Origin of the sequence: Chryseobacterium aquifrigidense, from assembly GCF_006716485.1 — a bacterium.
Lineage (GTDB): Bacteria > Bacteroidota > Bacteroidia > Flavobacteriales > Weeksellaceae > Chryseobacterium > Chryseobacterium vietnamense.
This window is the reverse complement of record NZ_VFPD01000002.1, coordinates 474,543-499,046: the sequence shown is the minus strand read 5'-3', so window position 1 is coordinate 499,046 and position 24,504 is coordinate 474,543. Positions and strand designations below refer to the sequence as shown.

General features: G+C 36.0%; 25 protein-coding genes. 10 read left to right on the top strand and 15 right to left on the bottom strand.

Annotated elements, in window-relative coordinates; all coding sequences use genetic code 11:
* Nucleotides 1-193 precede the first annotated feature (193 nt).
* Together FB551_RS17335 and FB551_RS17330 are read left to right on the top strand one after the other, a co-directional pair.
* The gene (locus tag FB551_RS17335) at nucleotides 194-1,384 is read left to right on the top strand and encodes an endonuclease/exonuclease/phosphatase family protein (protein WP_142018385.1); all 1,191 of its coding nucleotides are present in this window, start codon (nucleotides 194-196) and stop codon (nucleotides 1,382-1,384) included.
* A gap of 51 nt (nucleotides 1,385-1,435) precedes the next feature.
* Nucleotides 1,436-1,855, top strand: coding sequence for a DUF6146 family protein (locus tag FB551_RS17330; RefSeq protein WP_047427206.1), 420 nt, complete (start codon nucleotides 1,436-1,438; stop codon nucleotides 1,853-1,855).
* Between the two features lie 70 nt (nucleotides 1,856-1,925).
* Here FB551_RS17330 and FB551_RS17325 read toward each other — a convergent pair whose 3' ends face one another.
* The gene (locus tag FB551_RS17325; protein WP_047427203.1) at nucleotides 1,926-2,522 is read right to left on the bottom strand and encodes a superoxide dismutase; all 597 of its coding nucleotides are present in this window, start codon (nucleotides 2,520-2,522) and stop codon (nucleotides 1,926-1,928) included.
* Between the two features lie 281 nt (nucleotides 2,523-2,803).
* Here FB551_RS17325 and FB551_RS17320 point away from each other — a divergent pair, with 281 nt between their 5' ends.
* Nucleotides 2,804-3,553, top strand: coding sequence for a 4-hydroxy-tetrahydrodipicolinate reductase (locus FB551_RS17320; RefSeq protein WP_142018384.1), 750 nt, complete (start codon nucleotides 2,804-2,806; stop codon nucleotides 3,551-3,553).
* A 28-nt stretch (nucleotides 3,554-3,581) separates the two neighbouring features.
* Here the strand turns inward: FB551_RS17320 and rho are convergent, their stop codons facing one another.
* Complete coding sequence (gene rho, locus FB551_RS17315; protein ID WP_047427197.1) at nucleotides 3,582-5,411, bottom strand: transcription termination factor Rho; 1,830 nt, start codon at nucleotides 5,409-5,411, stop codon at nucleotides 3,582-3,584.
* Nucleotides 5,412-5,554: 143 nt separating this feature from the next.
* Here rho and FB551_RS17310 point away from each other — a divergent pair, with 143 nt between their 5' ends.
* The 4 genes from FB551_RS17310 (at nucleotide 5,555) to FB551_RS17295 (ending at nucleotide 9,446) form a co-directional block, all read left to right on the top strand.
* Nucleotides 5,555-5,944, top strand: coding sequence for a DUF4293 family protein (locus FB551_RS17310; protein ID WP_034691563.1), 390 nt, complete (start codon nucleotides 5,555-5,557; stop codon nucleotides 5,942-5,944).
* Between the two features lie 143 nt (nucleotides 5,945-6,087).
* A complete protein-coding gene (locus FB551_RS17305; protein WP_142018383.1) occupies nucleotides 6,088-7,008 on the top strand; it encodes a M28 family peptidase in 921 nt (306 codons plus the stop codon).
* A 233-nt stretch (nucleotides 7,009-7,241) separates the two neighbouring features.
* On the top strand, nucleotides 7,242-9,080 hold the full coding sequence (locus tag FB551_RS17300) for an ABC transporter ATP-binding protein (RefSeq protein WP_142018382.1): 1,839 nt from the start codon (nucleotides 7,242-7,244) through the stop codon (nucleotides 9,078-9,080).
* An 18-nt stretch (nucleotides 9,081-9,098) separates the two neighbouring features.
* Nucleotides 9,099-9,446 (top strand): DUF1801 domain-containing protein, encoded by a 348-nt coding sequence (locus FB551_RS17295; RefSeq protein ID WP_142018381.1) that lies wholly within the window; start codon nucleotides 9,099-9,101, stop codon nucleotides 9,444-9,446.
* 50 nt (nucleotides 9,447-9,496) lie between these two features.
* On the opposite strand, the gene FB551_RS17290 is transcribed toward FB551_RS17295, so the two are convergent.
* The 9 genes from FB551_RS17290 to rsfS form a co-directional block, all read right to left on the bottom strand.
* Complete coding sequence (locus tag FB551_RS17290) at nucleotides 9,497-11,296, bottom strand: hypothetical protein (RefSeq protein WP_226798726.1); 1,800 nt, start codon at nucleotides 11,294-11,296, stop codon at nucleotides 9,497-9,499.
* Between the two features lie 269 nt (nucleotides 11,297-11,565).
* Nucleotides 11,566-11,904: a hypothetical protein gene (locus tag FB551_RS17285; RefSeq protein WP_047427182.1), complete on the bottom strand. Its 339-nt coding sequence runs from the start codon at nucleotides 11,902-11,904 to the stop codon at nucleotides 11,566-11,568.
* Nucleotides 11,905-11,908: 4 nt separating this feature from the next.
* Nucleotides 11,909-12,322 (bottom strand): transposase, encoded by a 414-nt coding sequence (locus FB551_RS17280; RefSeq protein ID WP_142018379.1) that lies wholly within the window; start codon nucleotides 12,320-12,322, stop codon nucleotides 11,909-11,911.
* Nucleotides 12,323-12,419: 97 nt separating this feature from the next.
* Nucleotides 12,420-13,412: a helix-turn-helix transcriptional regulator gene (locus FB551_RS17275; protein WP_142018378.1), complete on the bottom strand. Its 993-nt coding sequence runs from the start codon at nucleotides 13,410-13,412 to the stop codon at nucleotides 12,420-12,422.
* Nucleotides 13,413-13,845: 433 nt separating this feature from the next.
* Nucleotides 13,846-14,502: a phosphatidylserine decarboxylase family protein gene (locus FB551_RS17270; RefSeq protein ID WP_047427176.1), complete on the bottom strand. Its 657-nt coding sequence runs from the start codon at nucleotides 14,500-14,502 to the stop codon at nucleotides 13,846-13,848.
* 4 nt (nucleotides 14,503-14,506) lie between these two features.
* A complete protein-coding gene (locus FB551_RS17265) occupies nucleotides 14,507-15,379 on the bottom strand; it encodes a phosphatidate cytidylyltransferase (protein ID WP_047427173.1) in 873 nt (290 codons plus the stop codon).
* A gap of 24 nt (nucleotides 15,380-15,403) precedes the next feature.
* The gene (locus FB551_RS17260) at nucleotides 15,404-15,985 is read right to left on the bottom strand and encodes an LUD domain-containing protein (RefSeq protein ID WP_047427169.1); all 582 of its coding nucleotides are present in this window, start codon (nucleotides 15,983-15,985) and stop codon (nucleotides 15,404-15,406) included.
* A gap of 134 nt (nucleotides 15,986-16,119) precedes the next feature.
* Nucleotides 16,120-18,141: an ATP-dependent zinc metalloprotease FtsH gene (gene ftsH, locus FB551_RS17255; RefSeq protein WP_047427166.1), complete on the bottom strand. Its 2,022-nt coding sequence runs from the start codon at nucleotides 18,139-18,141 to the stop codon at nucleotides 16,120-16,122.
* Nucleotides 18,142-18,162: 21 nt separating this feature from the next.
* Nucleotides 18,163-18,528 carry a ribosome silencing factor gene (gene rsfS / locus FB551_RS17250; RefSeq protein WP_047097448.1) on the bottom strand — a complete coding sequence of 122 codons (366 nt, stop codon included), beginning with the start codon at nucleotides 18,526-18,528 and terminating at the stop codon, nucleotides 18,163-18,165.
* 87 nt (nucleotides 18,529-18,615) lie between these two features.
* Here rsfS and FB551_RS17245 point away from each other — a divergent pair, with 87 nt between their 5' ends.
* Nucleotides 18,616-19,329, top strand: a complete 714-nt coding sequence (locus FB551_RS17245) for a biotin--[acetyl-CoA-carboxylase] ligase (protein ID WP_142018377.1) — start codon at nucleotides 18,616-18,618, stop codon at nucleotides 19,327-19,329.
* On the opposite strand, the gene FB551_RS17240 is transcribed toward FB551_RS17245, so the two are convergent.
* From FB551_RS17240 to FB551_RS17225, 4 genes are all read right to left on the bottom strand, one after another.
* Nucleotides 19,323-20,435 carry an LptF/LptG family permease gene (locus FB551_RS17240; RefSeq protein ID WP_047427160.1) on the bottom strand — a complete coding sequence of 371 codons (1,113 nt, stop codon included), beginning with the start codon at nucleotides 20,433-20,435 and terminating at the stop codon, nucleotides 19,323-19,325. The genes FB551_RS17245 and FB551_RS17240 overlap by 7 nt on opposite strands.
* Before the next feature lie 6 nt (nucleotides 20,436-20,441).
* Nucleotides 20,442-21,572, bottom strand: a complete 1,131-nt coding sequence (gene tgt / locus FB551_RS17235; protein ID WP_142018376.1) for a tRNA guanosine(34) transglycosylase Tgt — start codon at nucleotides 21,570-21,572, stop codon at nucleotides 20,442-20,444.
* Between the two features lie 67 nt (nucleotides 21,573-21,639).
* The gene (locus FB551_RS17230) at nucleotides 21,640-22,008 is read right to left on the bottom strand and encodes a DUF4296 domain-containing protein (protein ID WP_226798725.1); all 369 of its coding nucleotides are present in this window, start codon (nucleotides 22,006-22,008) and stop codon (nucleotides 21,640-21,642) included.
* A gap of 5 nt (nucleotides 22,009-22,013) precedes the next feature.
* Entirely contained in the window at nucleotides 22,014-22,730 is a 717-nt protein-coding gene (locus FB551_RS17225) for a polyprenol monophosphomannose synthase (protein WP_034691591.1), read from the bottom strand.
* A 241-nt stretch (nucleotides 22,731-22,971) separates the two neighbouring features.
* On the opposite strand from FB551_RS17225, the gene FB551_RS17220 reads away from it, so the two are divergent.
* Both FB551_RS17220 and FB551_RS17215 read left to right on the top strand, forming a co-directional pair.
* Nucleotides 22,972-23,640 (top strand): DUF4271 domain-containing protein, encoded by a 669-nt coding sequence (locus tag FB551_RS17220; protein WP_082001898.1) that lies wholly within the window; start codon nucleotides 22,972-22,974, stop codon nucleotides 23,638-23,640.
* A gap of 12 nt (nucleotides 23,641-23,652) precedes the next feature.
* Nucleotides 23,653-24,393 carry a uroporphyrinogen-III synthase gene (locus FB551_RS17215; RefSeq protein ID WP_034691594.1) on the top strand — a complete coding sequence of 247 codons (741 nt, stop codon included), beginning with the start codon at nucleotides 23,653-23,655 and terminating at the stop codon, nucleotides 24,391-24,393.
* Nucleotides 24,394-24,504 lie beyond the last annotated feature (111 nt).

The following is a 24,504-nucleotide window of genomic DNA, read 5'->3' as shown; positions in this document are numbered from 1 at the left end:
TGGGGGCACAAATTTAATCAAATTTTGCAATCTCAAACTTTTTTAACGTATTTTTTCCTTAACATTGCAATCTTTTAAGAATCATTATAAAAGAGAGATTCGGATTACTGCTTTTAAATTTACAAATATTTAAAAAGCAGCAAGTTAAAAAAAGGTAAATTTGTAATTAATAGTATAATAAAACTCAAAAGAGATGAAGAGATTTTCGAGTCTGTTTGCCCTGCTTATTTCGATCGTGGCATTCTCCCAACAACAAGGAAAACTGAGAAAAGTAGCAACCGTAGGTTTCTTAAATGTGGAAAACCTTTGGGATACTATTCGCTCAGCAGATTATATAGATGGAATCAGGGACATTAAAAATCCTGCTTTCCACAGAAGTATTCCTATGGATTCTATCAAGTTTCTGGAAGCTGAAAAATATGATGGGCCATGGAGCGACGGAGCTTTAAAAGGTAAAAAAGCAGTAAGAATACAAAGTGGTTCTGAAGAATTTACCCCAAAAAGTGCAAAGAACTACGGAAGTAAAATATATAAGGCAAAACTGGCTAACGAAGCTAAGGTAATTTCTGAAATGGGAGCACAATATACCAAAACAGCTCCGGCAGTAGTAGGATTAATAGAAGTTGAAAACAGACAGGTCATTCAGGATCTTGTGAACGAACCGGCTTTAAAGAAATATGACTACGGAATTATTCATTACAATTCTTATGACTATAGAGGAATTGACGTTGCATTGATCTACCAGAAAAGGAGATTCACCCCTACCAATTCATTAAAAAAAGAACTGGTCATTTATGGTGACAACGGAAAAAGAGAATATACAAGAGACATCCTTGTCGTAACAGGATTTTTAGATAATGAAAAAGTAGCATTCTTCATGAACCACTGGCCTTCAAGAAGAGGTGGTGAAGCGATTTCCCTACCTAAAAGAAATGCTGCAGCTGCATTATTAAAACAACAGATGGACAGCGTAAGAGCAGCAGATCCTGCAACAAAGCTTTTTGCCATGGGTGACTTTAACGATGACCCTGTAAGCCCTAGTTTAAAAAACCATCTTAAGGCTCAGGCTAATCCTAAAGACCTGAGCGAGGAAACCCCTTATCTTAATCTGATGTATCCTTTATATAAAAAAGGAGTTGCTTCTTTGGCTTATCAGGATGCTCCGAATTTGTTTGACCAGATTATCGTTTCTAAAAATGTAGTTTCAGACCAGGTAACGAAAGAATATTCCGTTTACAAAACAGAAATTTTCGCCCCAGCTTACCTTGTTAATAAAGAAGGAAATTATAAAGGATATCCTTTCAGATCATGGAATGGAGATCAGTTTACAGGAGGCTACAGTGATCACTTCCCGGCATTTGTAGTTCTTCAGAAAGAACCATAAAAAAATTTAGGCACTCTTATTGGAGTGCTTTTTTATATAAATACCTATATCATGAAACATATTATTTTATTAGTAATGATTGCATTGGTACCTTTCAGCTGTTTTTCTCAGGAAACACCAAAGAAAGATAAAGAGCAACATGAAATGAAGCCTTCAAAAAATGAAGACGGAGAATGGGATCTTACAGTCATTGATACCCAATTTGACTATTTTCTGAGTGCTGTTGCAAAACCTATCAGCCAGTATACAGAATCTTATCTGAAGACAAAAAACACATTTTTAGTCAATGAATGGAACAGCTATTATTATTCCGGCAGATACAGAAATATTATTGAATCCGGAATCGATTATGATCCAAAAGAAAATTATGGGATCAAGTTTGAATATAAACTCTACCAGGTTTTTGCGTATGTAAACTGGAAGTATAAGCTGAGACTGAATGGATTATCCGGAAGCGATGCCATAAGGTAAGTTTTAAAACATAGTAATAAAAAAGGTTCAGAATAATTCTGAACCTTTTCATTTTTATAATAGCTGAAAATTATTTATTGAATAATTCTTCTACCTTATCCCAGTTTACTACATCAAAGAATGCAGAAACATAATCAGGTCTTCTGTTTTGGTAGTTTAAGTAGTAAGCGTGCTCCCAAACGTCTAATCCTAAAACCGGAGTTCCTTTAACGTCTGCTACAGGCATTAATGGATTGTCCTGATTAGGTGTGGAAGAAACAGATACAGACCCGTCAGCATTCTTTACCAACCAAGCCCATCCTGAACCGAATCTTGTTTTAGCAGCCTCAGAAAAATCAGTTTTGAATTTATCAAGACCTCCGTAATTTTCGATAGCAGCTTTTACATTTCCTACAGGCTCTTTGCTTCCTCCAGGCGTTAAAATTTCCCAGAACAGAGAGTGGTTGAAGTGACCTCCTCCGTTATTTCTTACTGCTGGTTTGTCAGTTCCTGTCTGGCAGATCTCTTCAATAGTTTTTCCTGCAAGTTCAGTTCCTTCAATTGCTTTATTTAAATTGTCAATGTATGCCTGGTGGTGTTTTGTATGGTGGATTTCCATAGTTCTTGCATCGATCGTTGGCTCTAATGCATCATATGCATATCCTAGTTTTGGTAATTCAAATGACATAATCTTTATTTTTAATGTTATATTTCAAAATTAGCCAATATTTAAGGTATTATCAAGGATTGTGGATTACTTTAATAAATCTTTAACATTGATATATTGATTTAGAATGAATTAAATTTTAAATATTTTTAATTTCATCTATAAACCCCCTCCATTTTGATGTTCCCCAATCCTATTCAAAGCATGGTTTATTTTCAATTTCGTAACTTCCACAATATGAAGTAAATATTTATATAAAAACACTTCAATAACTGAATGTTTAACTTTAAATACTTTTTATTATGAAAATTGGACTTTTTGGATTTGGAAAAGCAGGAAAAGCTGTAGCCTCAGTTATTCTTCAAAACAAAGATCATTCTCTACAATGGGTGTACAGAAAATCGAGCAGATCGTCTGCCAGAGATGCCGCAGACTTTCTTGGAGTAGAAAGTGATGATCCCGGTCATTTTTATTCAGAGAAAAAAAAGAGTGTAGACGAATTGCTTGAAGAACATCCTGTAGATGCTATTATCGACTTTTCGTCTCAGGATGGGATTTATACTTACGGAGAATCTGCTGCACAAAAGAAGGTAAAGATCATATCAGCTATTTCTCATTACTCAGAAAAGGAAGTACATTTCCTGAATAAACTGGCTCAGAAAGCTACTGTGTTCTGGTCACCTAATATTACTTTAGGTATTAATTATTTACTTTATGCGGCTCAGTTCTTAAAAAAGATTGCTCCTTTCGTAGATATTGAAATCGTGGAAGAACATTTTAAAGATAAACAGGGAGTTTCAGGAACAGCCATCCGGATTGCAGATGTTCTGGAGTTAAAAGATGAAAAGATAAATACCATCCGAGCGGGTGGAATTGTAGGAAAACATGAGGTTATTTTCGGTTTTCCGTTTCAGACAGTAAGGCTCATTCATGAATCAATTTCAAGAGATGCCTTTGGTAACGGAGCGTTGTTTGCTGCCGAACATCTGATCAATAAAAAACCAGGCTTCTATAAATTTGAGGATTTATTACATCCTTATTTCAAAGTATAGAAGCCCGGCCTATTAACAATTTAACTTATTATTTATTCATCGACATCAGGAACTCTTCATTGTTTAGGGTTCCTTTGATGTTTTTATCTACAAATTCCATCGCTTCTACAGGGTTCATCTCAGAAAGATATTTTCTAAGAATCCACATTCTCTGTGAAGTTACTTCATCAAGAAGAAGATCATCTCTACGGGTACTTGATGCTACAAGGTCAATAGCAGGATAAATTCTTCTGTTGGCAATTTTTCTGTCTAACTGAAGTTCCATGTTACCTGTACCTTTGAATTCTTCAAAGATTACTTCGTCCATCTTAGATCCTGTATCAATTAATGCGGTTGCAATGATTGTCAGAGATCCTCCTCCTTCAATTTTTCTTGCTGCTCCGAAGAATCTTTTCGGTTTGTGAAGAGCATTGGCATCTACCCCACCGGAAAGAACTTTTCCTGATGCCGGAGTTACCGTGTTATATGCTCTTGCCAATCTGGTGATAGAATCCAGTAAGATGACTACATCATGTCCGCATTCTACCATTCTTTGTGCTTTTGCAAGAACAAGATTAGCAACTTTTACGTGTTTTTCAGCAGCTTCATCAAATGTAGAAGCAATTACTTCTGCATTTACGCTTCTTTCCATGTCAGTAACTTCCTCCGGACGTTCATCAATCAGAAGAACCATCATATAAACTTCCGGGTGATTGGCTGCAATAGAATTGGCGATATCTTTAAGCAACATCGTCTTACCTGTCTTAGGCTGCGCAACAATCATAGCTCTCTGTCCTTTCCCGATAGGAGCGAATAAATCTACAATTCTTGTGGACACTGTAGAACCGCTTCCTGCAAGGTTGAATTTCTCTTCAGGGAAAAGTGGAGTAAGGTATTCGAAAGCAACACGGTCTTTGATAAATGCAAGATCACGTCCGTTAACTTCTGTAGGTCTTAATAATGAGAAATACTTTTCACCTTCTTTCGGAAGTCTTACAATCCCTTTTACTGTATCTCCGGTTTTTAAACCGAAATTTCTGATCTGAGCGGTAGAAACATACACATCATCAGGAGAAGAGATATAGCTGAAATCTGAAGAACGTAAAAATCCGTAGTTATCAGGTAAAATTTCCAAAACACCTTCAATACTTACCAAACCATCGAAATTGAATTCTTTTTTATGGTCGTTCTGCTCCTCTGCCTTTTCAGAATGTCTGTTTTGATTCTGATTCTGGTTTTGATGCTGCTGATGTTGTTGGTTTTGATTTTTATGTTGGTTTCCACTGTTCTGTGGATTGTTGTGTCCTTTTTGAGGTCTGTTAGCCTGTGGTTGTTGAGGATTGTTAGGCTTTTCTTCAGCCTGAGCAGGCTCCTGGGATTCTGTGTTTTTTGGAGTTTCAGTTCTTTCCTGAGATACTTCTGCATTCCCTGCATTGGTAGAAACTCTTTTTCTCTTCTTTTTGGCCTGAGCGGCGGCGGCTGATTCTTCTGTTACTGTTGCTACGTTGGTTTCAGCTTTTGGTGCTTCCGGCTTTATTTCTTCAGAGACAGGTATCTTTTCTTCTACTATATCTTCAGTTTTAGGTTCTACCGGAGCTTTAGCGATTGTTTTTGGCTTGGCTGCCGGTTTTTTCGGGGCAGCTTTTTTTGCCGGGGCTTTGGCAGGTTTTTCTGCTGGAGCCTCTTCAGTATTTACACTGGTGGTTTCGGTGGCGTTGAAATAATCTTTTGCAACTTTAGGGTTAGAAGCCTGAAAGTCAAGAATAGCAAAGATCTTGTCATTTTCATTGCTGGTTCTTGCAACTTTAACGCCCAAATCTTTCAAGATTTTAGTCAGTTCCGTTACGGATTTTGACCTTAACGTTTCTATGTTAAACATATTTATGTAAAAATGTAATTAATTGTGAGTAAGAAAAGTAAGTCCGGCGACTTTGGTTTTCAAGTACATTGTATAATGCAAATCTACACTTATTTTTGAATTGTGCAAAATTTATGTTATTTTTGCCAAGAATTTAATATTCAATGCTACAGAGAATACAAACAATATGGACTTTATTAGCAGTTTTAGCTGCTGTTTTCCTTTTTATAACAGGACAGGATGTTGTCATTTCAGACAGTATTCCCTTACTTAATATAAGCTGTATAGTACTTGTTATTATTGGAGCATTAAGTATTTTTAGTTTCAAAAACAGAAAAAGACAAATTTTGCTGAATACCATCAGCATCATTATAAACGTTTTGTTGATTGGTGTATTGGCGTACTGGTTACTAAACTTATCCGGAGGAATTCAGATTCCTGAGAAGGGTATTGAGCCGATTTTCCCATTAATTGCGGTAATCTGTCTGCTTATAGCAAACATTTACATCCGTAAAGATGAGAGGCTCGTAAAATCTGTAGACAGACTTCGATAGCCTTACAACGATTTTTTGAGTGAGAACAGCTTCTTTTAGGAGCTGTTTTTTTATTTGATATCCATTCCTGATTTAAATTATGTAAATTCATTGCAACTTTTTGATTAAAACCACGACAGATCATATAATTTTAATAAAAGACAATGAAAAAGCTAACGTATCTTACTTTATCACTATTCTCTATATTGACCTTCGGGCAGGAGATTTCCAAAGAAAGAGTAAAAACAGTTCTTTCCACTCTCGCTTCAGATGAAATGAAAGGCCGCGAAATCGGAACTCAGGAAAATGAAAATGCAGCCCATTATATTGCTAAACTTTTCAAAGAAAATAATCTGGAATATTGTACCGGAAAATCTTATCTGGTGCCTTTTGATTATAACGGAAAGACCGTATACAATGTTTGTGGAATCAAAAAAGGAAAGTCAGATCAGTATCTGGGTTTTTCAGGTCATTTTGATCATATCGGAACCAGTGATAAAAGCGGAGATAATATTTATAACGGAGCAGATGATGATGCCAGCGGAATCACTACTCTGGTAGGTATCGCTGATTATTTTAAAAACAAAAAACCGGAATTCTCTATGGTGTTCATGGCATTCAATGGAGAGGAAAAAGGAATGCTGGGTTCAAGAGCGATTTCCACCGATAAAAATCTGGATCACATTTATAATAAGATGACCGCTCTTTTCAATTTTGAAATGGTAGCTACAGAATCTCAATGGGGGAAAAATTCATTATATATGACAGGAGACGGATTCTCAGATCTTGATGAATTATTCAATCAAAATGCAGTAAACGGTTTAAAAATAAATGCAGATCCATATGCGAAACAGCAGCTGTTTTACCGTTCAGACAATGTAAGTTTTGTCAAAAAGAAAATCATTGCCCATTCATTTTCTACTGTGGATATGACGAAAGCGTCTCATTATCACCATGAAAATGATGATGTTACTATTGTAGATTTTGATAACATGACCCAGATCATCAATAATTTTGGTAAAACACTGGATAAACTGAGTCCTAAAAATTTTGCCCCGAAGTACAATGATCAGGTGAAATTTTAAGTGAAATCATTATAAAAAACTGCTGTTTCAGCAGTTTTTTTATTAACCAATACTACTTTCTTATCCCCTGTTCTTAAGCCCTATTCGGTTTTATATATTTAAAAAATATAGCTGAATAGCCCTGAGCTGTAACAAAAATATATTTTTTGAAACTTATCAGGTAAAGTAAAATAGGATTAAGAACGTCTTATCTTTTAATTTTACGTAATTTTGCTATCCAATTTTTTCATTGAATGAACCAATATATTAAAATACTAAAGTTCGCAAGACCTCACCAAAAATACATCTACGGAAGTTTGTTTTTCAATCTTATGTATTCTGTATTTCAGATTGCTTCCTTAGGGACTATCCTACCTGTTTTGGGAATGCTTTTCGGAACCATTGAGGCTAAAAAATACAGCCATCCACCTGTGTATTCGGGAGAAATTTTAGATTTTTTCTCTTATGCAAAAGAATATGCCAATTATTATGTTCAGAGTCTAGTAACCCAGTATGGAGCACTTAACGTTTTGGCGTGGCTTTGTGTGGTAACAGCGTTTATGTTTTTACTGAGAAACCTTTTCAGATATTTAGGTTCATTTTTATTGATCAATTACCGTGTAGGGGTTACTAAAGACCTTCGTGGAGCAATGTACAGAAAGATTCTTGCTTTACCTGTTTCCTTTTTTACAGAAAGCAGAAAGGGAGATCTGATGTCCCGTATGTCCAATGATGTGGGTGAAGTTGAAGGGAATATTCTGGGAAGTTTGGTAGAATTAATCAATGCACCTTTCATGCTGATCAGTACATTGGTAACTCTTTTCTTTTTAAGTACAGAAATGACTCTTTTCTCTCTTTTAGTATTGCCTGTCATGGGAACGATGATTGCTTTAATAGGAAAAAGTCTCAAAAAAGATTCTCACCAGGCTCAAAATGAGATGGGGAATATTTTTTCAATCGTAGATGAGACATTGAAATCTACAAAGGTGATTAAGATTTTCAGTGCAGAAAAAATAATGGACAACCGCTTTATGCAGTCTATGCAGAAGTGGATCAACAGCTCCATAAGCTTAGGAAGAAAAAAGGAATTGGCTTCTCCGATGAGCGAATTTTTAGGTTCGGTTACATTCTTAATTATTGCCTGGTATGGTGGAAAACAAATTATTGTAGAGCAAAGTATCTCACCTGCGGATTTCCTGGTTTTCCTGGGTATTTTCTTCCAGATTTTGCCTCCTGTAAAAAGTTTATCACAGTCTATTTCAAATGTTCAGAAGGGAGAAGCTTCTCTTGAAAGAGTTCTGGCTATTCTGGATGCTGATGTGAAAATTGATGAAGTACCAAACCCTGTTTCCATCTCAACATTAAATCATTCAATCGAATTTAATAATATTGGTTTCTACTATGATAAAGACCATACCATTCTTAAAAACTTCTCACTTTCCATCCCTAAGGGGAAAACGGTTGCCCTTGTTGGCCAAAGTGGAAGTGGTAAAACAACTATTGCTAACCTTCTGGCAAGATTCTATGATGTTTCGGAAGGAGAAATCCTGATTGACGGAACCGATATCAAGCATTTAAAATTACAGGAATACCGTAAGCTATTGGGAATGGTAACCCAGGAATCTGTATTATTCAATGATTCTGTTTACAATAATATTCTGATGGGTAAACCTGATGCTACCAGAGAAGAAGTAATTGCTGCAGCTAAAATTGCCAATGCTGATACATTTATCACTTCACTTCCTGAAGGATATGATTCCAATATCGGAGATGATGGAGGTAAACTTTCCGGAGGTCAGAAACAAAGGGTTTCTATTGCCAGAGCGGTATTGAAAAACCCACCAATCATGATTCTGGATGAGGCAACTTCTGCACTGGATACAGAATCCGAAAGATTTGTACAGGATGCACTGGAGAAAATGATGGAAAACAGAACTTCGTTAGTGATTGCCCACCGTCTTTCAACCATTCAGAAAGCAGACTGGATTGTGGTAATGGAAAAAGGTGATATCGTGGAACAGGGAACCCACCACGACCTGATTGCAAAAAGAGGAATGTATCATAAACTTGTTGAACTTCAAAACTTCGACTAATCTTTTAACTTAATTAAAATGAACCCAATACAAGAGTATTTCTACAGAATCGAAGAGCCTGAAAGAAGTACTCTTTTATTTTTGCGTGATACTATCCTAGCTTCAGATCAGGAAAATATTACAGAAACATTCAGTTTCGGACTTCCTTTTATCAAATACAAAAAGAAAATGCTGTGCTACTTTTATTACAGCAAAAAATATCAAAAACATTATCTGAGTTTTTATCACGGTGACAGACTTGATTATCCCGAATTGATCCAGGATGACCGAAAGAAGTTTAAAATCCTTCTTATTGATATGGAAGAAGATATTCCTGTGGATTTGATATTAAACATGATACAGGAGGTTAAAAAACATATAAAATAAAAAACTCCGGCACGAATAATCGTGCCGGAGCCATCTTTAAAAACCTTTTATCATTGTGTGTTTATTCCGTTAAATTCTGCCTGCTTTATTGCCCAGGCAATCATATTGGCAAAAAGGATTGAATTCTGAACCTGCATTCCTCCTGTTGTATATCCGTTTCCTGCATATCCGTAAGCTGATTTCTGAACCGGGAAATATCCTCCTGTGCTGGGCGCTACAAAAGGCTCAATAGTATTACTGGAATACTGATTCCCATTGGCATTTTCATTACTTAAAAAGCCACCGTCACCAAACCAGATAAAGTTTAAGCTGGTATTTCTTAACCCTGAAATTCCCGTTCTCGTAGTTGTACTGTTGATAGGCTGCGCGTAGCTGTAAGGAACAAACCCACTTGTCAATCCTGACATGTTTACGGTTGTAGAAGCATCTTCACCCCAGTTTTTTCCTCTTATATCTCCAAAAGGCCCGTTAAGGATAGGATCATCAGTATTGGTAAGAGCATACACAGAACCTGCACCACCTCCATAAGAAGCTGAAATGGTAGGATCAGAAAATATTCCTCTGAATAAATTCTGTGCAGTCCCTGTATCATCAGTCATCGCAATGACAACTCCTTTTTTATTAAGATAAGAAGCAATATAACCGGCATCTGTAGCATTAGGTGTATAGTTGTAACCAATCACAACAATATCCGGCTTATTATTCAGAGCTGTCTGAAGGGCTGTTGATGAAGGTGAATTTCCTAAAGAAGTATGGGTAAAACCTTCATATTTAACAATACTGGAAGCAGTGGTACCGAAATTTGTCGGAGAATCCATCAGACTTCTTGACGGGCCGGTATAGGCGCTATAACCATAAGCTGTCTCCAGTCCGATATGGAGAACCGTTTTCTTAGGAATAACAACCACTACATTTACAGAACATGTTGTAGATACACCTCCCTGGCTGTCGGAAGTAATTGTAATTATTTTCACCGATGTAGAGGTTGGAGTACCTGTTCCGCTTAATGTAATATTCTGATTTCCTGTAGAAGTAAAAGTTCCTGATCCGCTGAAAGAAATACCGTCAACCGTATTGGTTGTAACCGTGTAGCTTCCCAATGTTGAAACGTTCACAGGTAAGGTAATTGTATTTGAAGCAGTAAGAGCCGTCCCCACTTTATATACTCCATTTACTGTTGCAGTTCCACAGCTCATGGTATAAGTTCCTGCCGGACTCAGCACAGTAATGGAAATAGCTGGTGTACAAGTCACTTCAGTTCCGTTGGCTTCAAGAGCAACATTATCGGTCTGGATATTCTGAGGAGTACCCTGTCCCGGAATCTGTATTGTTTGTGTTCCGGTGTTTAGAAATACTCCGGTTCCATAGAAATTGTATCCGTTTGCAGTAGTTCCGGAAATGGTATAATTACCGGGTTTTGTTACATTCACAGCAATGTTCAGATAATTTGAATTGGTAAGCTCTTTTCCTTTTACATAGCTTCCCATTGCTTTTGAAGTAGAACAGTCTATGGTAAAAACAGATTTACCCATCTGTCCGCAGACACTTTTCCATTCGTTATCCGCAAAGCTCCAGTAATTAAAGCAGTCTTCTGTGGTGTTGTAAATTGTCAGCCCATCGTCATTGGATTGATTAATTACTATTGCATTTCGCTGTGCTTCCGTTAATCTTGGAATAAGTACTCCTTTGTTATTATTTCCTGAAACAACATCCAAAACGGAATTAGCATTCGGTGTTGTAGTATTAATCCCTACTGCACCATTATTGGTTTGAGAAAAAGATTTTCCAAAAACAAAGAGCATTGCCATAAGCAAGACTTTGATTGAAGGCATTGTAAATTTTGTTTCCATCATTGTATAAGTTATAATTGTTTGATAATTAAAAATATTAATCTTGACATTTAACTTCCACAAAATTATCAACCACAGGTTATTACATGTTAATTTTTCACTACGCAATACTACTCACGCGTAGTAAAACTCACAAAATGACAATGACTTATCAAAACATTACACATCAATAAAAAGTTGAGTTATTTAACAAAACCCAACCATTAATTCAAAAAAGAAAATCAAAATAGTAGAAGACCAATTATTTCTTACTTAATAAAATAATTAGATTAAACAGACTGCAACACCTCTGTCATAAAAATGGCTTTCCATTTGGCAATGGTATTTCGGCTTATTTTAAAATGATCACTCACCTGAAGATTGGTCAGCCCGTTTCTTTTTTGATAAGTAAGAATTTTCAAAATAGATTCCTTATCATAAGAACGGAGTCTCTGATTTTTACGTTCCATCATATATTCAGTTTCTCCAAAAATCAGTTGATTAAATTTCAGAATGTCAAAAGCAGAATGAAATGTTTCCAACTTATGTCTGATGGTGGCATCTGATAATTTTTCGGGAAACTTCTCTTCAAGAATATCGGTGTAAATCTGTTTGTAATCAGGTATCATAGCACTATATCTTTTTCATCCATTTATATAAAGTGGTCTTGGGAATCTTGTACCTTATCACTACATCATTTGCTGTCATTTTCCCGGTTTTTATTTTATCAAGAATAAAATCTTTAACCTCTTGTGTATAGATACTTTTTCTGAAAACCAGCGTGTTTTTATTTTGAGTGAAGACAGTATCAATTCTTGCCTGGGGAGCATACAAAATCAAATGTCCGGTATAGAATCTGAAGAAATCGAATTTTAAAAGCTTGCACCATTTCAGGAGAATATCGGTATCCATACTTTTTGCATGATACATCATCTCTACTTCATCTTCCGTACGGTTCAGAAACCTGGAAATTCTTTCTATTGAAATCTGGCACTCCTCCACTTTAGACTGGATCAGGCTTCCAATATGAATGTTCTTAATATTCATCACAATGTTTTTAAGTAAAAATATTCACAAGAAAACCAAAAAACATCATCGGAAACTACTCAAGATTACGTATGAGTAACAAAAATCGGAATTCTGTTTAAATTTTAATCAAAAAGCTGTTGATATTGATCTCAGAGGAGATATTCAGTTTTTTACGGATTCTGTATTTTTTACTTTCCACCGCCCGGATACTGTTATTCGTACACTGTGCAATCTTCTTGGTATCAAAATCCAGCTTCATCAGTGCGCAGAAATAGAGCTCAGAATGGATCAGATTAGGATTTATTCTTAAAATTTCGGGAATAAAATGAGGAAAGAACACCTGAAACTTTTCAAAAAACATGGGTGAATTACTTTCCGCTAAATTTAAGATCTCCTGAATATTTTCTTCTGAGAGATGGTTTATCAGCATCTGGTGCTTCATCAGTTCTGCATTTGTTTTTACGAGATCCTTGATGGTAGAATCTTTTTCTTTTTTATCAGAAATTAAGCCATGAATCAAAGCGTCTTTTTGGGTAATAAAAACAATATCCATCAGAAAAGAAGCAACCGAAAATAAAATATTCAGCAATTTGATTGTTTTAAAATCTGCTTTTTCTATATATCTGCTTTTAGGAAGAAAATCAAAATCAAAATAAAGACAGGCAATAAAATTGATACTGATGATGAAAGTGATAAAAAAGATGGTATAGGCGTCTTTTTTGTATTTCAGAAAGAACGGAACAGCAAACAAAAGACAAAAGTAAAAGTACTCTACTCCGGCATTTTTGTAAGTATAAATATTAAAAAAGCTTACGATAAATGTGAGTAAAACAAATATACCGACAATGAATGGTTTTAAAACCCTTCTGAACCGTTTGGTTTTTCCTTTAATGGCCATGAGAAACAACCAGAAAAAGGTAATGATGGTAAGAAATATGGAGATCAGCATATCCCCGAAAAAAGCAATAATGAAAATAGAATAAAACAGGAATATGAAAAACAGTAAAAGCAAATACCGGTTAATAAGATGAAGATAATTACTTTCAAAATCATCATCCATATTCTCGGCTTCGTCGTTGATCACCTTAAAGAAAAACTTATAAATCATCTTGTTGTTTTTTTATGCTTTCACAAGCTTAAGTTGGCATTTGTACTCCTGAAAGTATAAATTTTCCAATATTAACAGCCTTTCATGCAAAATAAAAAATCTACAAAACGAAATGTACAGTCTTTTTCAGCATTAAAAAGGAGATGATCAAGGTGTTTTTCTACAATTTACTAAAATTCAATGTTAAAATTATCAAATGAAATGCCATTTTTGACAATAAATTAACAATCATTTACCTCAGATCACTTAAAAAGCATGGGCTTGTGTTTTTAAGCAGGCAAAATTATTGATCCAAATGGAAAAGCATTACTCTTCTGATACGCAATAGTACGCATGCGTAATTAAACTCAAACAACAAAATATATCACTTTATCCCTCAAATAAAAAAGAGAGCTATAATGGCTCTCTTTTGATTTTATATATGATAAGAATATTAATTTTCTTTCAGTTTGGCAATGACATCCTCACCTCCCTTTGTAATATCTCCGATTTTACAGATAATCTCAGTATCCAAAGGCAGGAACACATCCATTCTGGAACCGAATTTAATAAATCCGAACTCATGTCCGGCTTTTGCTTTATCTCCTTCATTACAGTAGAAAACGATTCTTCTTGCAACATATCCGGCAATCTGTCTGAAGACTACTTTATGATTTGTCATCGTCTGAACTGCTACTGTAGTTCTTTCGTTCTCTGTGGAAGACTTTTCATGCCATGCTACCAGATATTTTCCCGGGTGATACTTTTTGTAAATCACTTCTCCCGAAACCGGATATCTGCAGATGTGAACATTAAGTGGTGACATAAAAATAGAAACCTGGATGGCTTTTCCTTTGATAAACTCATCCTCTTCCACTTCTTTAATCATTACCACTTTTCCGTCCACCGGAGCAATAACATTTTCTTTGTGATCAAGAATATTACGATCCGGAACTCTGAAGAACCAGAAAACTAAACCGTAAATAACCAACAAAGGCATAATGATCACCAGTGACCATATTTCAAGGAAATAAATTGCTAAAGCACCCAGAATAATAAAAAGCAGGGTTGCAACGGTAATCGTTCCTTTTGATTCTCTATGTAATTTCATGAGACTAAATAAATTTTTCTAAAATAAAGTACAAATATACGACAGGAACGCAGATAATAAAACTATCCAGTCTGTCTAAAACTCCTCCATGCCCGGGAATGATGTTTCCACTGTCCTTTACACCGAAGTTTCTCTTCAATTGACTCTCCACCAGATCTCCTAAAGGAGCAAAGGCTGCAATCAAAAATCCTACAACCATCCAGTTGCCTCTCAGCTCAGGTTGATAGTGTTCAATAAAGTAGGATAAAACCAATGTTAAAACAACACCTCCGGCATACCCTTCCCAAGTTTTTTTAGGCGAAATTTTAGGCGCCATTTTATGTTTCCCGAAGAACTTTCCAACCAGATAGGCAAAGGTATCGCTACTCCAGATCAGGATAAACAGAAACAGAACCTCCAAAGAGAAACTATCACTGTAGCTGGAGAACTTTGGTAATCCCAATGCAAAACTAAATGGCAGGGCCACGTAGATCACGGTAAAAATAAGTTTTCCGCTGTCGAAGTATAATTCGTTGGGATATTTGAATAAAGTAACCACAGCAATCCCAATTAAAGCCAGTGCCAGTATTTCGCTAAGTCTGAAATCAAAAAAGAAATCGTGATTAAAATATCTTTTGGAAAACATATAGAAAATAAAAATGACCAATGGATATACTACCCATTTTTCATAGCCGTTTCCAAACTTCATGATTTTGACACATTCCCAGGTTCCTACAATCAGCAGCAGACTCATTAATCCATGATAAAGATACTGTTGCTTAATCAGGCCAGGTGCAATATTGTTCAGCAGCTGTGCTCCCAGCGGAGTAGAACAAAGAATAATGATAGCTACATAAACGATACCTGATACGGTTCTTTGAATGAGATTTTTGTCCAAAATTTAAAATTTAGAAGTGGTTGCTTAATCTTCAAGCAGCAATAAAAACAGTTTTGTATTGGAATTGGAAGAACTGTCCATTTTTGATTGGCTTCCGCTTATGGAAGTAAGGTTCTTGATATTTCCGTTTCTTTTTATTTTCCCCATAGCATCATTCAGGTTGTTTACAATCTGAGAAACATTGGCAATAATGATAATTCTGTCGGGAAGCCTTGAAGAATGATAATGAAGAATATTATTATGTGAAAGCATGATTCTGCCATCATAGGCGATCAGGTATTCACAGGTGATGAATGCGGCGTCATTAGACGGTTGTAGCTCTGAAGTATAAGTAGTCTTCACAACGTTCAAAAAGTTCTGAAGTTCTTTGTCCCAACAAAAAAGATTGTGGATCCCTTCAATTTTGATAATTTGATTTAAAGTTTGTAGAGCTTCCGCTTCATCTGCACAATAATTAAAAAATCCCCCCGAATGCGTAAATAATTGCGCAAACTTATAGTCAAGATCCGCATTTTTCAGCGAATCCCCAAGCTTCTCCAGGCTCTGTTTGTCCTCTTCTTCAGGCTGGTTGGTAAGTTTGCTTACAATCCTCTTGAATAAATTCAACTTAATCTATTTTTAGTCAACTTTATACAAAAATAGAAAATAAATTACAATAGTGTCCAAAATATCTCCTTAAATATGAAAAAACCTGACAATTTTGCAGTTGTCAGGTTTTAATAATTTTATTTTTAAGAGTCTTAAAGCTGTGTTGGGCTTTCGGGAGCCTGTATTTCGCTTTCTTCTTCTTTTTCTTTGATCTGAGGTGTTTCCTCTACCATTGGCTGATCTTTCTCAGGAATAGTATTGGTTACAGGCTTCTCTGTCAGTTCAGGATCCCATGCTCTTTTTCCGAAGATTTCTTCTAAGTCTTCACGGAAGATCACTTCTTTTTCCAACAATTTACTTGCCAGAGCATCAAGTTTATCCTTATTCTCATCAAGAATTCTTACCGCTCTCTCATATTGATTTTCGATGATTGATTTGATCTCTGCATCAATTTTTGTAGCAGTTTCTTCAGAATAGGGTTTTCCAAAATTATACTCAGACTGGCCAGAGCTGTCATAGTAAGAAATGTTACCGATATTCGGGCTTAGTCCGTAGATTGTTACCATTGCCTGAGCTCTCTTCGTCACAGTTTCCAGGTCAGAAAGTGCTCCTGTAGAAATATTGTTGAATATTACCTGCTCTGCTGCTCTACCTCCTAATGTTGCACACATTTCGTCCAACATCTGTTCAGTAGTGGTAAGCTGTCTTTCTTCCGGAAGGTACCATGCTGCTCCTAATGAACGTCCTCTCGGAACGATCGTTACTTTTAAAAGCGGGGATGCATGTTCTACCAACCATGAGATGGTAGCGTGTCCTGCTTCATGGTAAGCCACTCTTCTTTTTTCAGAAGGCTTAATTGCTTTATTTTTCTTTTCAAGACCACCAATGATTCTGTCTACAGCATCAAGGAAATCCTGCTTTGTTACAGAAGTATGATTATTTCTTGCTGCGATCAGTGCTGCTTCGTTACAAACGTTGGCAATATCCGCCCCACTGAATCCGGGAGTCTGTTTTGCAAGAAACTCTCTGTCTACATTATCATCCAGCTTGATCTTTTTCAAGTGAACATCAAAGATTTGTCTTCTTTCGTGAAGTTCCGGAAGGTCTACATAGATAGAACGGTCAAAACGTCCTGCTCTCATCAAAGCTTTATCAAGGATATCTGCTCTGTTGGTTGCAGCCATTACGATAACATTGGTATCTGTTCCGAAACCATCCATTTCAGTAAGAAGCTGATTCAGGGTGTTTTCTCTTTCGTCATTTCCGCCGGAGAAATTATTTTTTCCTCTTGCACGTCCGATAGCATCTATCTCATCAATGAAAATAATCGCCGGAGATTTTGCTTTAGCCTGAGCAAAAAGGTCTCTTACTCTGGAAGCTCCTACTCCTACAAACATTTCAACGAAATCAGAACCTGAAAGTGAGAAAAACGGAACTTTAGCTTCCCCTGCAACAGCTTTCGCCAATAGGGTTTTACCAGTTCCCGGAGGGCCTACTAAAAGGACACCTTTAGGAATTTTACCTCCCAGTTTTGTATATTTTTCAGAGTTCTTCAAGAAGTCTACTACTTCCTGAACTTCTTCTTTAGCTCCTTCCAATCCTGCAACATCTTTGAATGTTACCTGAATTCTTTCTTTTTCGTCAAAAAGCTTTGCTTTAGATTTCCCGATTGAGAAAATCTGTCCGCCAGGACCTCCGCCACCGCCCATCTTTCTGAAAAGTAGGAAGTAGAATAATCCTAAGATTGAAATCCAAACCAGCGCAGGAATTAAAATATCCATTAATGCGCTTTTACCTGTACCGTAATCTTTGGTTGTTTTAATAACCGGATTGCTGGCTTTGACCTGTTCAAATTTCTGAAGGAAAAGTTGAAGGTCTCCATATTTCACAGAAAAATCTGCTTTAGGAGCCATTTCGAAGGCAGAAAGTGGGTTGTTTTCTTTTCCGGCTTTGGAAACCATTGCCGATTTTGCTTCTTTTGTTAGGAAAACATCAGCTTTCTCTATGTCTTTGTATATAATTATATTCTGGACTTTGCCCGCCTGCATTTCTCTAAAGAAACCATCTTCATCAATAGATTTTGCTGCATCACCTCCAAGGAAATTGGAGCCAAAGAATAGCAAAAGAGCTACGATTGCAATAGGAAAGAACCAGTTGAATCCTTTATTATTCATTTAGACTTTTTAAAATTTTTATTATTCATTTTCAATTCTGGTAATCACTGCGTCACCCCAAAGTTCTTCTATATCGTAGTACTCACGTACCTGTTTTTGGAAAATATGAACGACCACTGAAACGTAATCCACCAATACCCACATTGCATTTTCAGTACCTTCTACGTGCCAAGGTCTGTCCTGAAGTTCGTTTCTTACTTTCTTCTCTACACTTCCTGCCAATGCAGCTACCTGTGTATTTGAGTTTCCACTACATATTACGAACGTTTCTGCTACGGAGTTTTCGATGTTTGAAAGGTCAAAGATCATAATGTCTTCTCCTTTTACATCCTGGATAGCTTCAACGATTTTATCTATTAACGCTTGTTTTTCTGCTGTTTTATTCATTAAAAAAATACTATAATCTGCAAATTTATTGTTTTTTCTTTACTTTACCCTTACTTTTACCCTCTTAATCTCTTAAAGTTTTCTTAAATGAGCCAACTCTTCTACCTGAAAGAATGTTCTTCTACTAATGACGAAATATCAAAGTTTTTACTTTACGGAGATTCAGATTTTATAGGACTTCATACTTTTAATCAAACTAAAGGCCGTGGTCAGTATGGAAATATCTGGACTCAGACTGCCGGAAAAAATCTGGCTTATACGCTGGCAATGAATACTCAGAACATCCTGTGCTCCGACTTTATATTCAATTATTATACCGCAATGGTGATCCGGGATTTCCTTGCCAAATTGTCTGACTCTGAGGTAAAAATCAAATGGCCGAATGATATTATCCTTAAAGGTAAAAAAATCGTTGGAATTTTAATAGAAAAGAAAAAAATTAATCAAAATAATTATTTCATTATTGGAGCCGGAATCAACATCCTGCAGGAAAATTTTGACGAAATATCCAATGCGGGATCACTTCTGACACAGACAGGGATACAGTTTGACCTGGAAGAACTCGCTTTAAACCTTCATGAGTATTTGTGTGAAAAGCTTAAGAATCTACCTTCTGATCAGGAAATTCTGGATGGATTTAATAAAAACCTTTTCAGAAAGGACCAGATATCAGTTTTTGAAATTGAAAAAGAGCGACAAAATGGCATCATCCGACACGCAGATGAAAAGGGTGAACTCTGGATCGAACTGGAAGACGGAATGCATTCCTTTTATCACAAAGAAGTAAAACTACTTTATTGATTGGCTCTTTTGATATAAAGATAAAGCGTAAGCGGTAAAAACACCATATTGGGCAGCCACATGGCTACAGCCGGAGACAAACTTTTATTTTCCGAAACCACTTTTAAGGCTTCAAACGAAAACACGAAAATAAAGGCCAATGAAATACCTATGGCAAGGTTTACACCCAATCCTCCTCTTTTCTTTTGTGATGACAGGGAAAGCGCCAGGAATGTCAGAATAATGATTGAAACAGGCATTGAGGTTCTCTGGTGAAGTTCATTCAGATACGAGTTCAGGTTACTGTTTCCTCTTTCTTTTTCTCTTTCGATGAATTTCAAAAGTTCAGGAGTGGTTTTATTTTGTCCCAAAAGCTCGTTAGGAAAAAGTTCTTCCGGTGAGTGACCGTAATTTTTCCTTAATTCTATTCCGTTACCGAGTTTTTCGGTATTGTCTTTATTGATTGTTTTTTCCAGGTAGTTGTTTAAAACAAACTGTTTTTTGGCTTTATCCCAATACACTTCACTTGCTTTAAGTTCATAGACCATTTTTCTGTCTTTATCATATTTCTGGTAGACAAAACTTGATCCTCTTTTTTCTCTTTTATTCCATGAATCAACGAAAATATATTCCGTTTTACTCAGCTGTGAAGAAGCGGGAGCTGTTCCTAAAATCTTTTCTTTATTGGCCGCATTATACGTATATGCTTCCAATTCATTTTTCTTGATATTGGCCCATGGAAGAACCATATGGTATACCACAAGGGCAATCAATCCAATAAAAATAGAGGTAAACAGATAGGGCTTGGAAAATCTGTGGAAACTGGCACCACTACTTATAATGGCCACAATTTCAGTATTATTTGCCATTCTGGAGGTAAAATAAATTACCGATATAAATACCAGAATAGAAAGGAAGGTCACCACAAGATTGATGATCCAGAAGGGATAGAAATGAATAAGAAAATACGTCAGATCCAGTTTCGGATCAATAGCCTTGGCATTTTCTATCCTTGGGATTTTCTGCTGAACATCGATTACCAATACGACTATAGACAATAATACCAACATGAAACTGAAAGTTCCAAGGTATTTTTTAATGATATATCTGTCTACAATTTTAAGCATATTCTTTTACAGTCTTTGTCTAAGAACCGGTACCACAGAGTTTTTCCATTCGTAAAAATCTCCTGCCATAATGTGTTCTCTGGCTACTTTTACCAAATCAAGATAGAAGGCAAGATTATGAATCGACGCAATCTGTTTTGCCAGATATTCTTTAGATACAAACAGGTGACGAAGATACGCTTTTGAATATTCACGATCTACAAAACTGGTTCCAAATTCATCCAAAGGCGAAAAATCGCGTTTCCATTTTTCGTTTTTAAGGTTCATCACGCCTTGCCAGGTGAAAAGCATTGCATTTCTTGCATTTCTTGTTGGCATTACGCAATCCATCATATCAATTCCCAGTCCGATAGATTCAAGGATATTCCATGGAGTTCCCACTCCCATCAGGTATCTTGGTTTTTCTTTCGGAAGGATATCTGTCACTTCATCAGTGATTCTGTACATTTCTTCTTCTGGCTCTCCAACGGAAAGTCCTCCGATAGCATTTCCTTCTGCTCCTGCTTCAGAAATTACTTCTGCAGAAATTTTTCTAAGGTCAGAATAAGTAGATCCCTGAACAATCGGGAAAAGTCTTTGTTTATGTCCATATAATTCAGGATTATCACTCGTCCAGTCAATACATCTTTTCAGCCAACGGTGGGTAAGCTCCATGGATGATTTTGCCTGGTTGTAATCACATGGATAAGGAGTACATTCATCGAAAGCCATGAAAATGTCAGCTCCGATCTGTCTTTGAATCTCCATTGATCTTTCCGGAGAGAACATATGATAACTTCCGTCGATATGAGATTTAAATCTCGCACCTTCTTCTGTCATTTTTCTGTTACTCGCCAGTGAAAACACCTGAAAGCCTCCTGAATCGGTAAGAATAGGAAGGTCCCAGTTCATGAATTTGTGTAAACCACCTGCATCCTGCATCGTTTCCATGCCCGGACGAAGGTATAGGTGATAAGTATTTCCCAGAATAATCTGAGCCTTAATGTCTTCTTTTAATTCTCTCTGATGAACTGTTTTCACACTTGCAACAGTTCCCACAGGCATAAAAATAGGAGTTTGAATCTTCCCGTGATCTGTGGTAATTTCCCCTGCTCTTGCTTTTCCTTCAGAGGTTTTTTCTATATTAAAAAATTTCATCTCTATACTTTTTTAAATGCACTGTTTTTTTCAGTGATTTTATGGGACAGAAACTTTCAGTCTGATTTTACCTTACTACAGGCATTGCAACACCATTCTGTTTCAGTCTCTCCTTTACATATTTATCTGCTTTGGGATCTCTTTTCAGCAATATTTCCTGAGCATCATTGGTGATCCCATCCATTTCTTCTTTAATCACATAGTATTTGAAACTGCCTACAAAATCATCAGGCTTTACCTTATGTGATTTCAGAACAGCTCTTGTACCTGCTTCCATATTTTTGTCAGGATAGATAAAGATAGCCTGATCGTTAATTGCAAGATCAGCAATGATTTCTGCCATCTTATCTTTATCGATTAGATTTTTAGGCTTATCAATATAATCGCCGCACGAAAACAAGCCCAACAAAACGAAAATAAAGAGTAACTTTTTCATCAGTTTTATAATCTGTTGATGATTGATTTCCATTTTAAGTTCAGCACTCCAAAAACAGCTTCATGGATAATTCCTCCATTCATTTTGCTTTCTCCTAAAATTCTGTTGGTAAATATAATAGGTACTTCTACAATTCTGAAACCTTTTTTAAAAGCTCTGAATTTCATTTCAATCTGAAATCCATATCCTTTTAATTTTACATTATCTAATCCTATTTCTTCCAATACTTTTCTTGAAAAACATACAAATCCTGCAGTGGTATCATGAATTGGAAGCCCTAATACAAACCTTACATATTTTGAGGCAAAATAAGAAAGCAGCACTCTTCCCATAGGCCAGTTCACAACATTCACTCCTTTTGAGTAACGGGAACCAATGGCCATATCTGCATTTTTACATGCTTCAAAAAGTTTTGGCAGATCGTTAGGATTGTGTGAAAAATCGGCATCCATCTCAAAAATATAATCATATTTGTTTTCAATGGCCCATTTAAACCCATGAATATATGCCTTTCCCAACCCATCTTTCACATGTCTTATTGACAGATGTAAATAATGTGGATGCTTTTTCTGCAATTCCTTTACGATTTCTGCTGTTCCATCAGGAGAAGAATCATCTACTACCAGGATATGAAAGTCGTCCTCCAATGCAAAAACTGCGGAAATAATATTTTCAATATTTTCCTTTTCGTTATATGTTGGGATGATGACGAGTTTTTTCATTTCAGTTTGCAAAGATAGTTTATTTAACCTTTTTATTTTATACAAAATAATCTATAATTTTGCAAAAATATTTCTCGGGGATTAAGCGGATGAAACAGAAACTTTTATTCAACAGATCTGAACAATACGTAAAATCGATGAGAGCAAATATTTTAACTGCAAATTCATGGATCTGGTGACAGGAAAATCTGTGCCGGGCTGTGTTATCTGAAGTTAAATAATAAATAAAAAAAATTAAATTTTGCCATCATCACAACACTTCATCAATCACGTAAGAATACCTGAGAATAATGATTGGGTAATCTTTATCCTTGTGGGCTGTATATTTTTATATGTTTTTATGATGAACGTCATAGAAAGGGATGCCAGTCTTAAAGATTTTCTGCTTCAGAAATATTTTGATGCAAGCAACAACCTTCCCAGCTGGATCATCACGTCCTGTGTAATGACCCTTACCCTATCTGTATTAATTTCACAGTACGTTCCTATTGTACCGAAATACATTGCTGATCTTCAGCTTTTGGGATATCAGCTTAATAAATTTGGATATACATTGCTGGCAGTGCTGCTTTTTTATTTAATAAAGTCAGCATTGGGATTTTTATTTTACCAAAGTATTGGGGATGGAAAAAAATGGACTATTTTTTATTTTACCTCCACAAAGTTTTATTTCATCCTTTCATTTTTGTTAATAATTCTTTGTGTAGCCCATTATTACTTCCCGATAGACAGAAATAAAATGTTTCTGTATTATTTCGGTTTCTTTGCTTTTGTATTCATTTTCAAAGTATTTTTCTATTTATTTCACAAGAACAAGATTCTTCCTGAAAAATGGTATTATAAATTTTTGTATATTTGCACCCTCCAAATCGCACCATTATTATTGCTTTGGAAGTTGTTATTTTTTTAATAAAAGTCAATGATGAGAATAAAGTCTATATTGGTTTCTCAACCAGCGCCTAGTGAGTCTTCTCCATATCTGGATATAGCGAAGAAGGAAAAAATAAAGATTGATTTCCGTCCATTTATCCACGTCGAAGGGGTTGACAATAAAGAGCTCAGAACACAGAAAATAGATCTGACGCAGTATACCGGTATTATTTTTACCAGTAAAAATGCGATTGACCATTACTTCAGACTAGCAGAGGAATTGCGTTTTGCTGTTCCGGATACGATGAGATACATCTGCCAGTCGGAAGCAATTGCCAACTATCTTCAAAAGCACATCGTGTACAGAAAAAGAAAAATCAGCTTTGGGGAGAAGAACTTCTCAGACCTGCTTCCTCTTTTCAAAAAGTTTCCAACTGAAAAATATCTGTTGCCATCTTCAGATGTTTTGAGTCCGGATATTGTAAAAACCATGGATGCATCTAATGTAGACTGGACAAGAGCAATTATGTACCGTACCGTATGCAGCGATCTTACAGATATCAATGTCAAAGATTATGACATGCTGATTTTCTTCAGTCCGCAGGGAATCAAATCTCTACAACAGAATTTTCCGGATTTCAAGCAGGATGAAACCAAGATCGGAGTTTTCGGAAACACGACTTTGGCAGCTGCAGAAGAAGCAGGATTAAAAGTAGATTTAATGGCACCTACGAAGGAAACTCCTTCTATGACAATGGCCCTTGAAAAGTATATTAAAGCACTTCACAAATAGGCTTTAATTATAAAAATACCATCAACCATCTTTTCAATAAAGGAAAGATGGTTTTTTTTTACCTAAATTTGAACAAAAATTAATATTGAATTGGTTTTTGCTTAAATTACT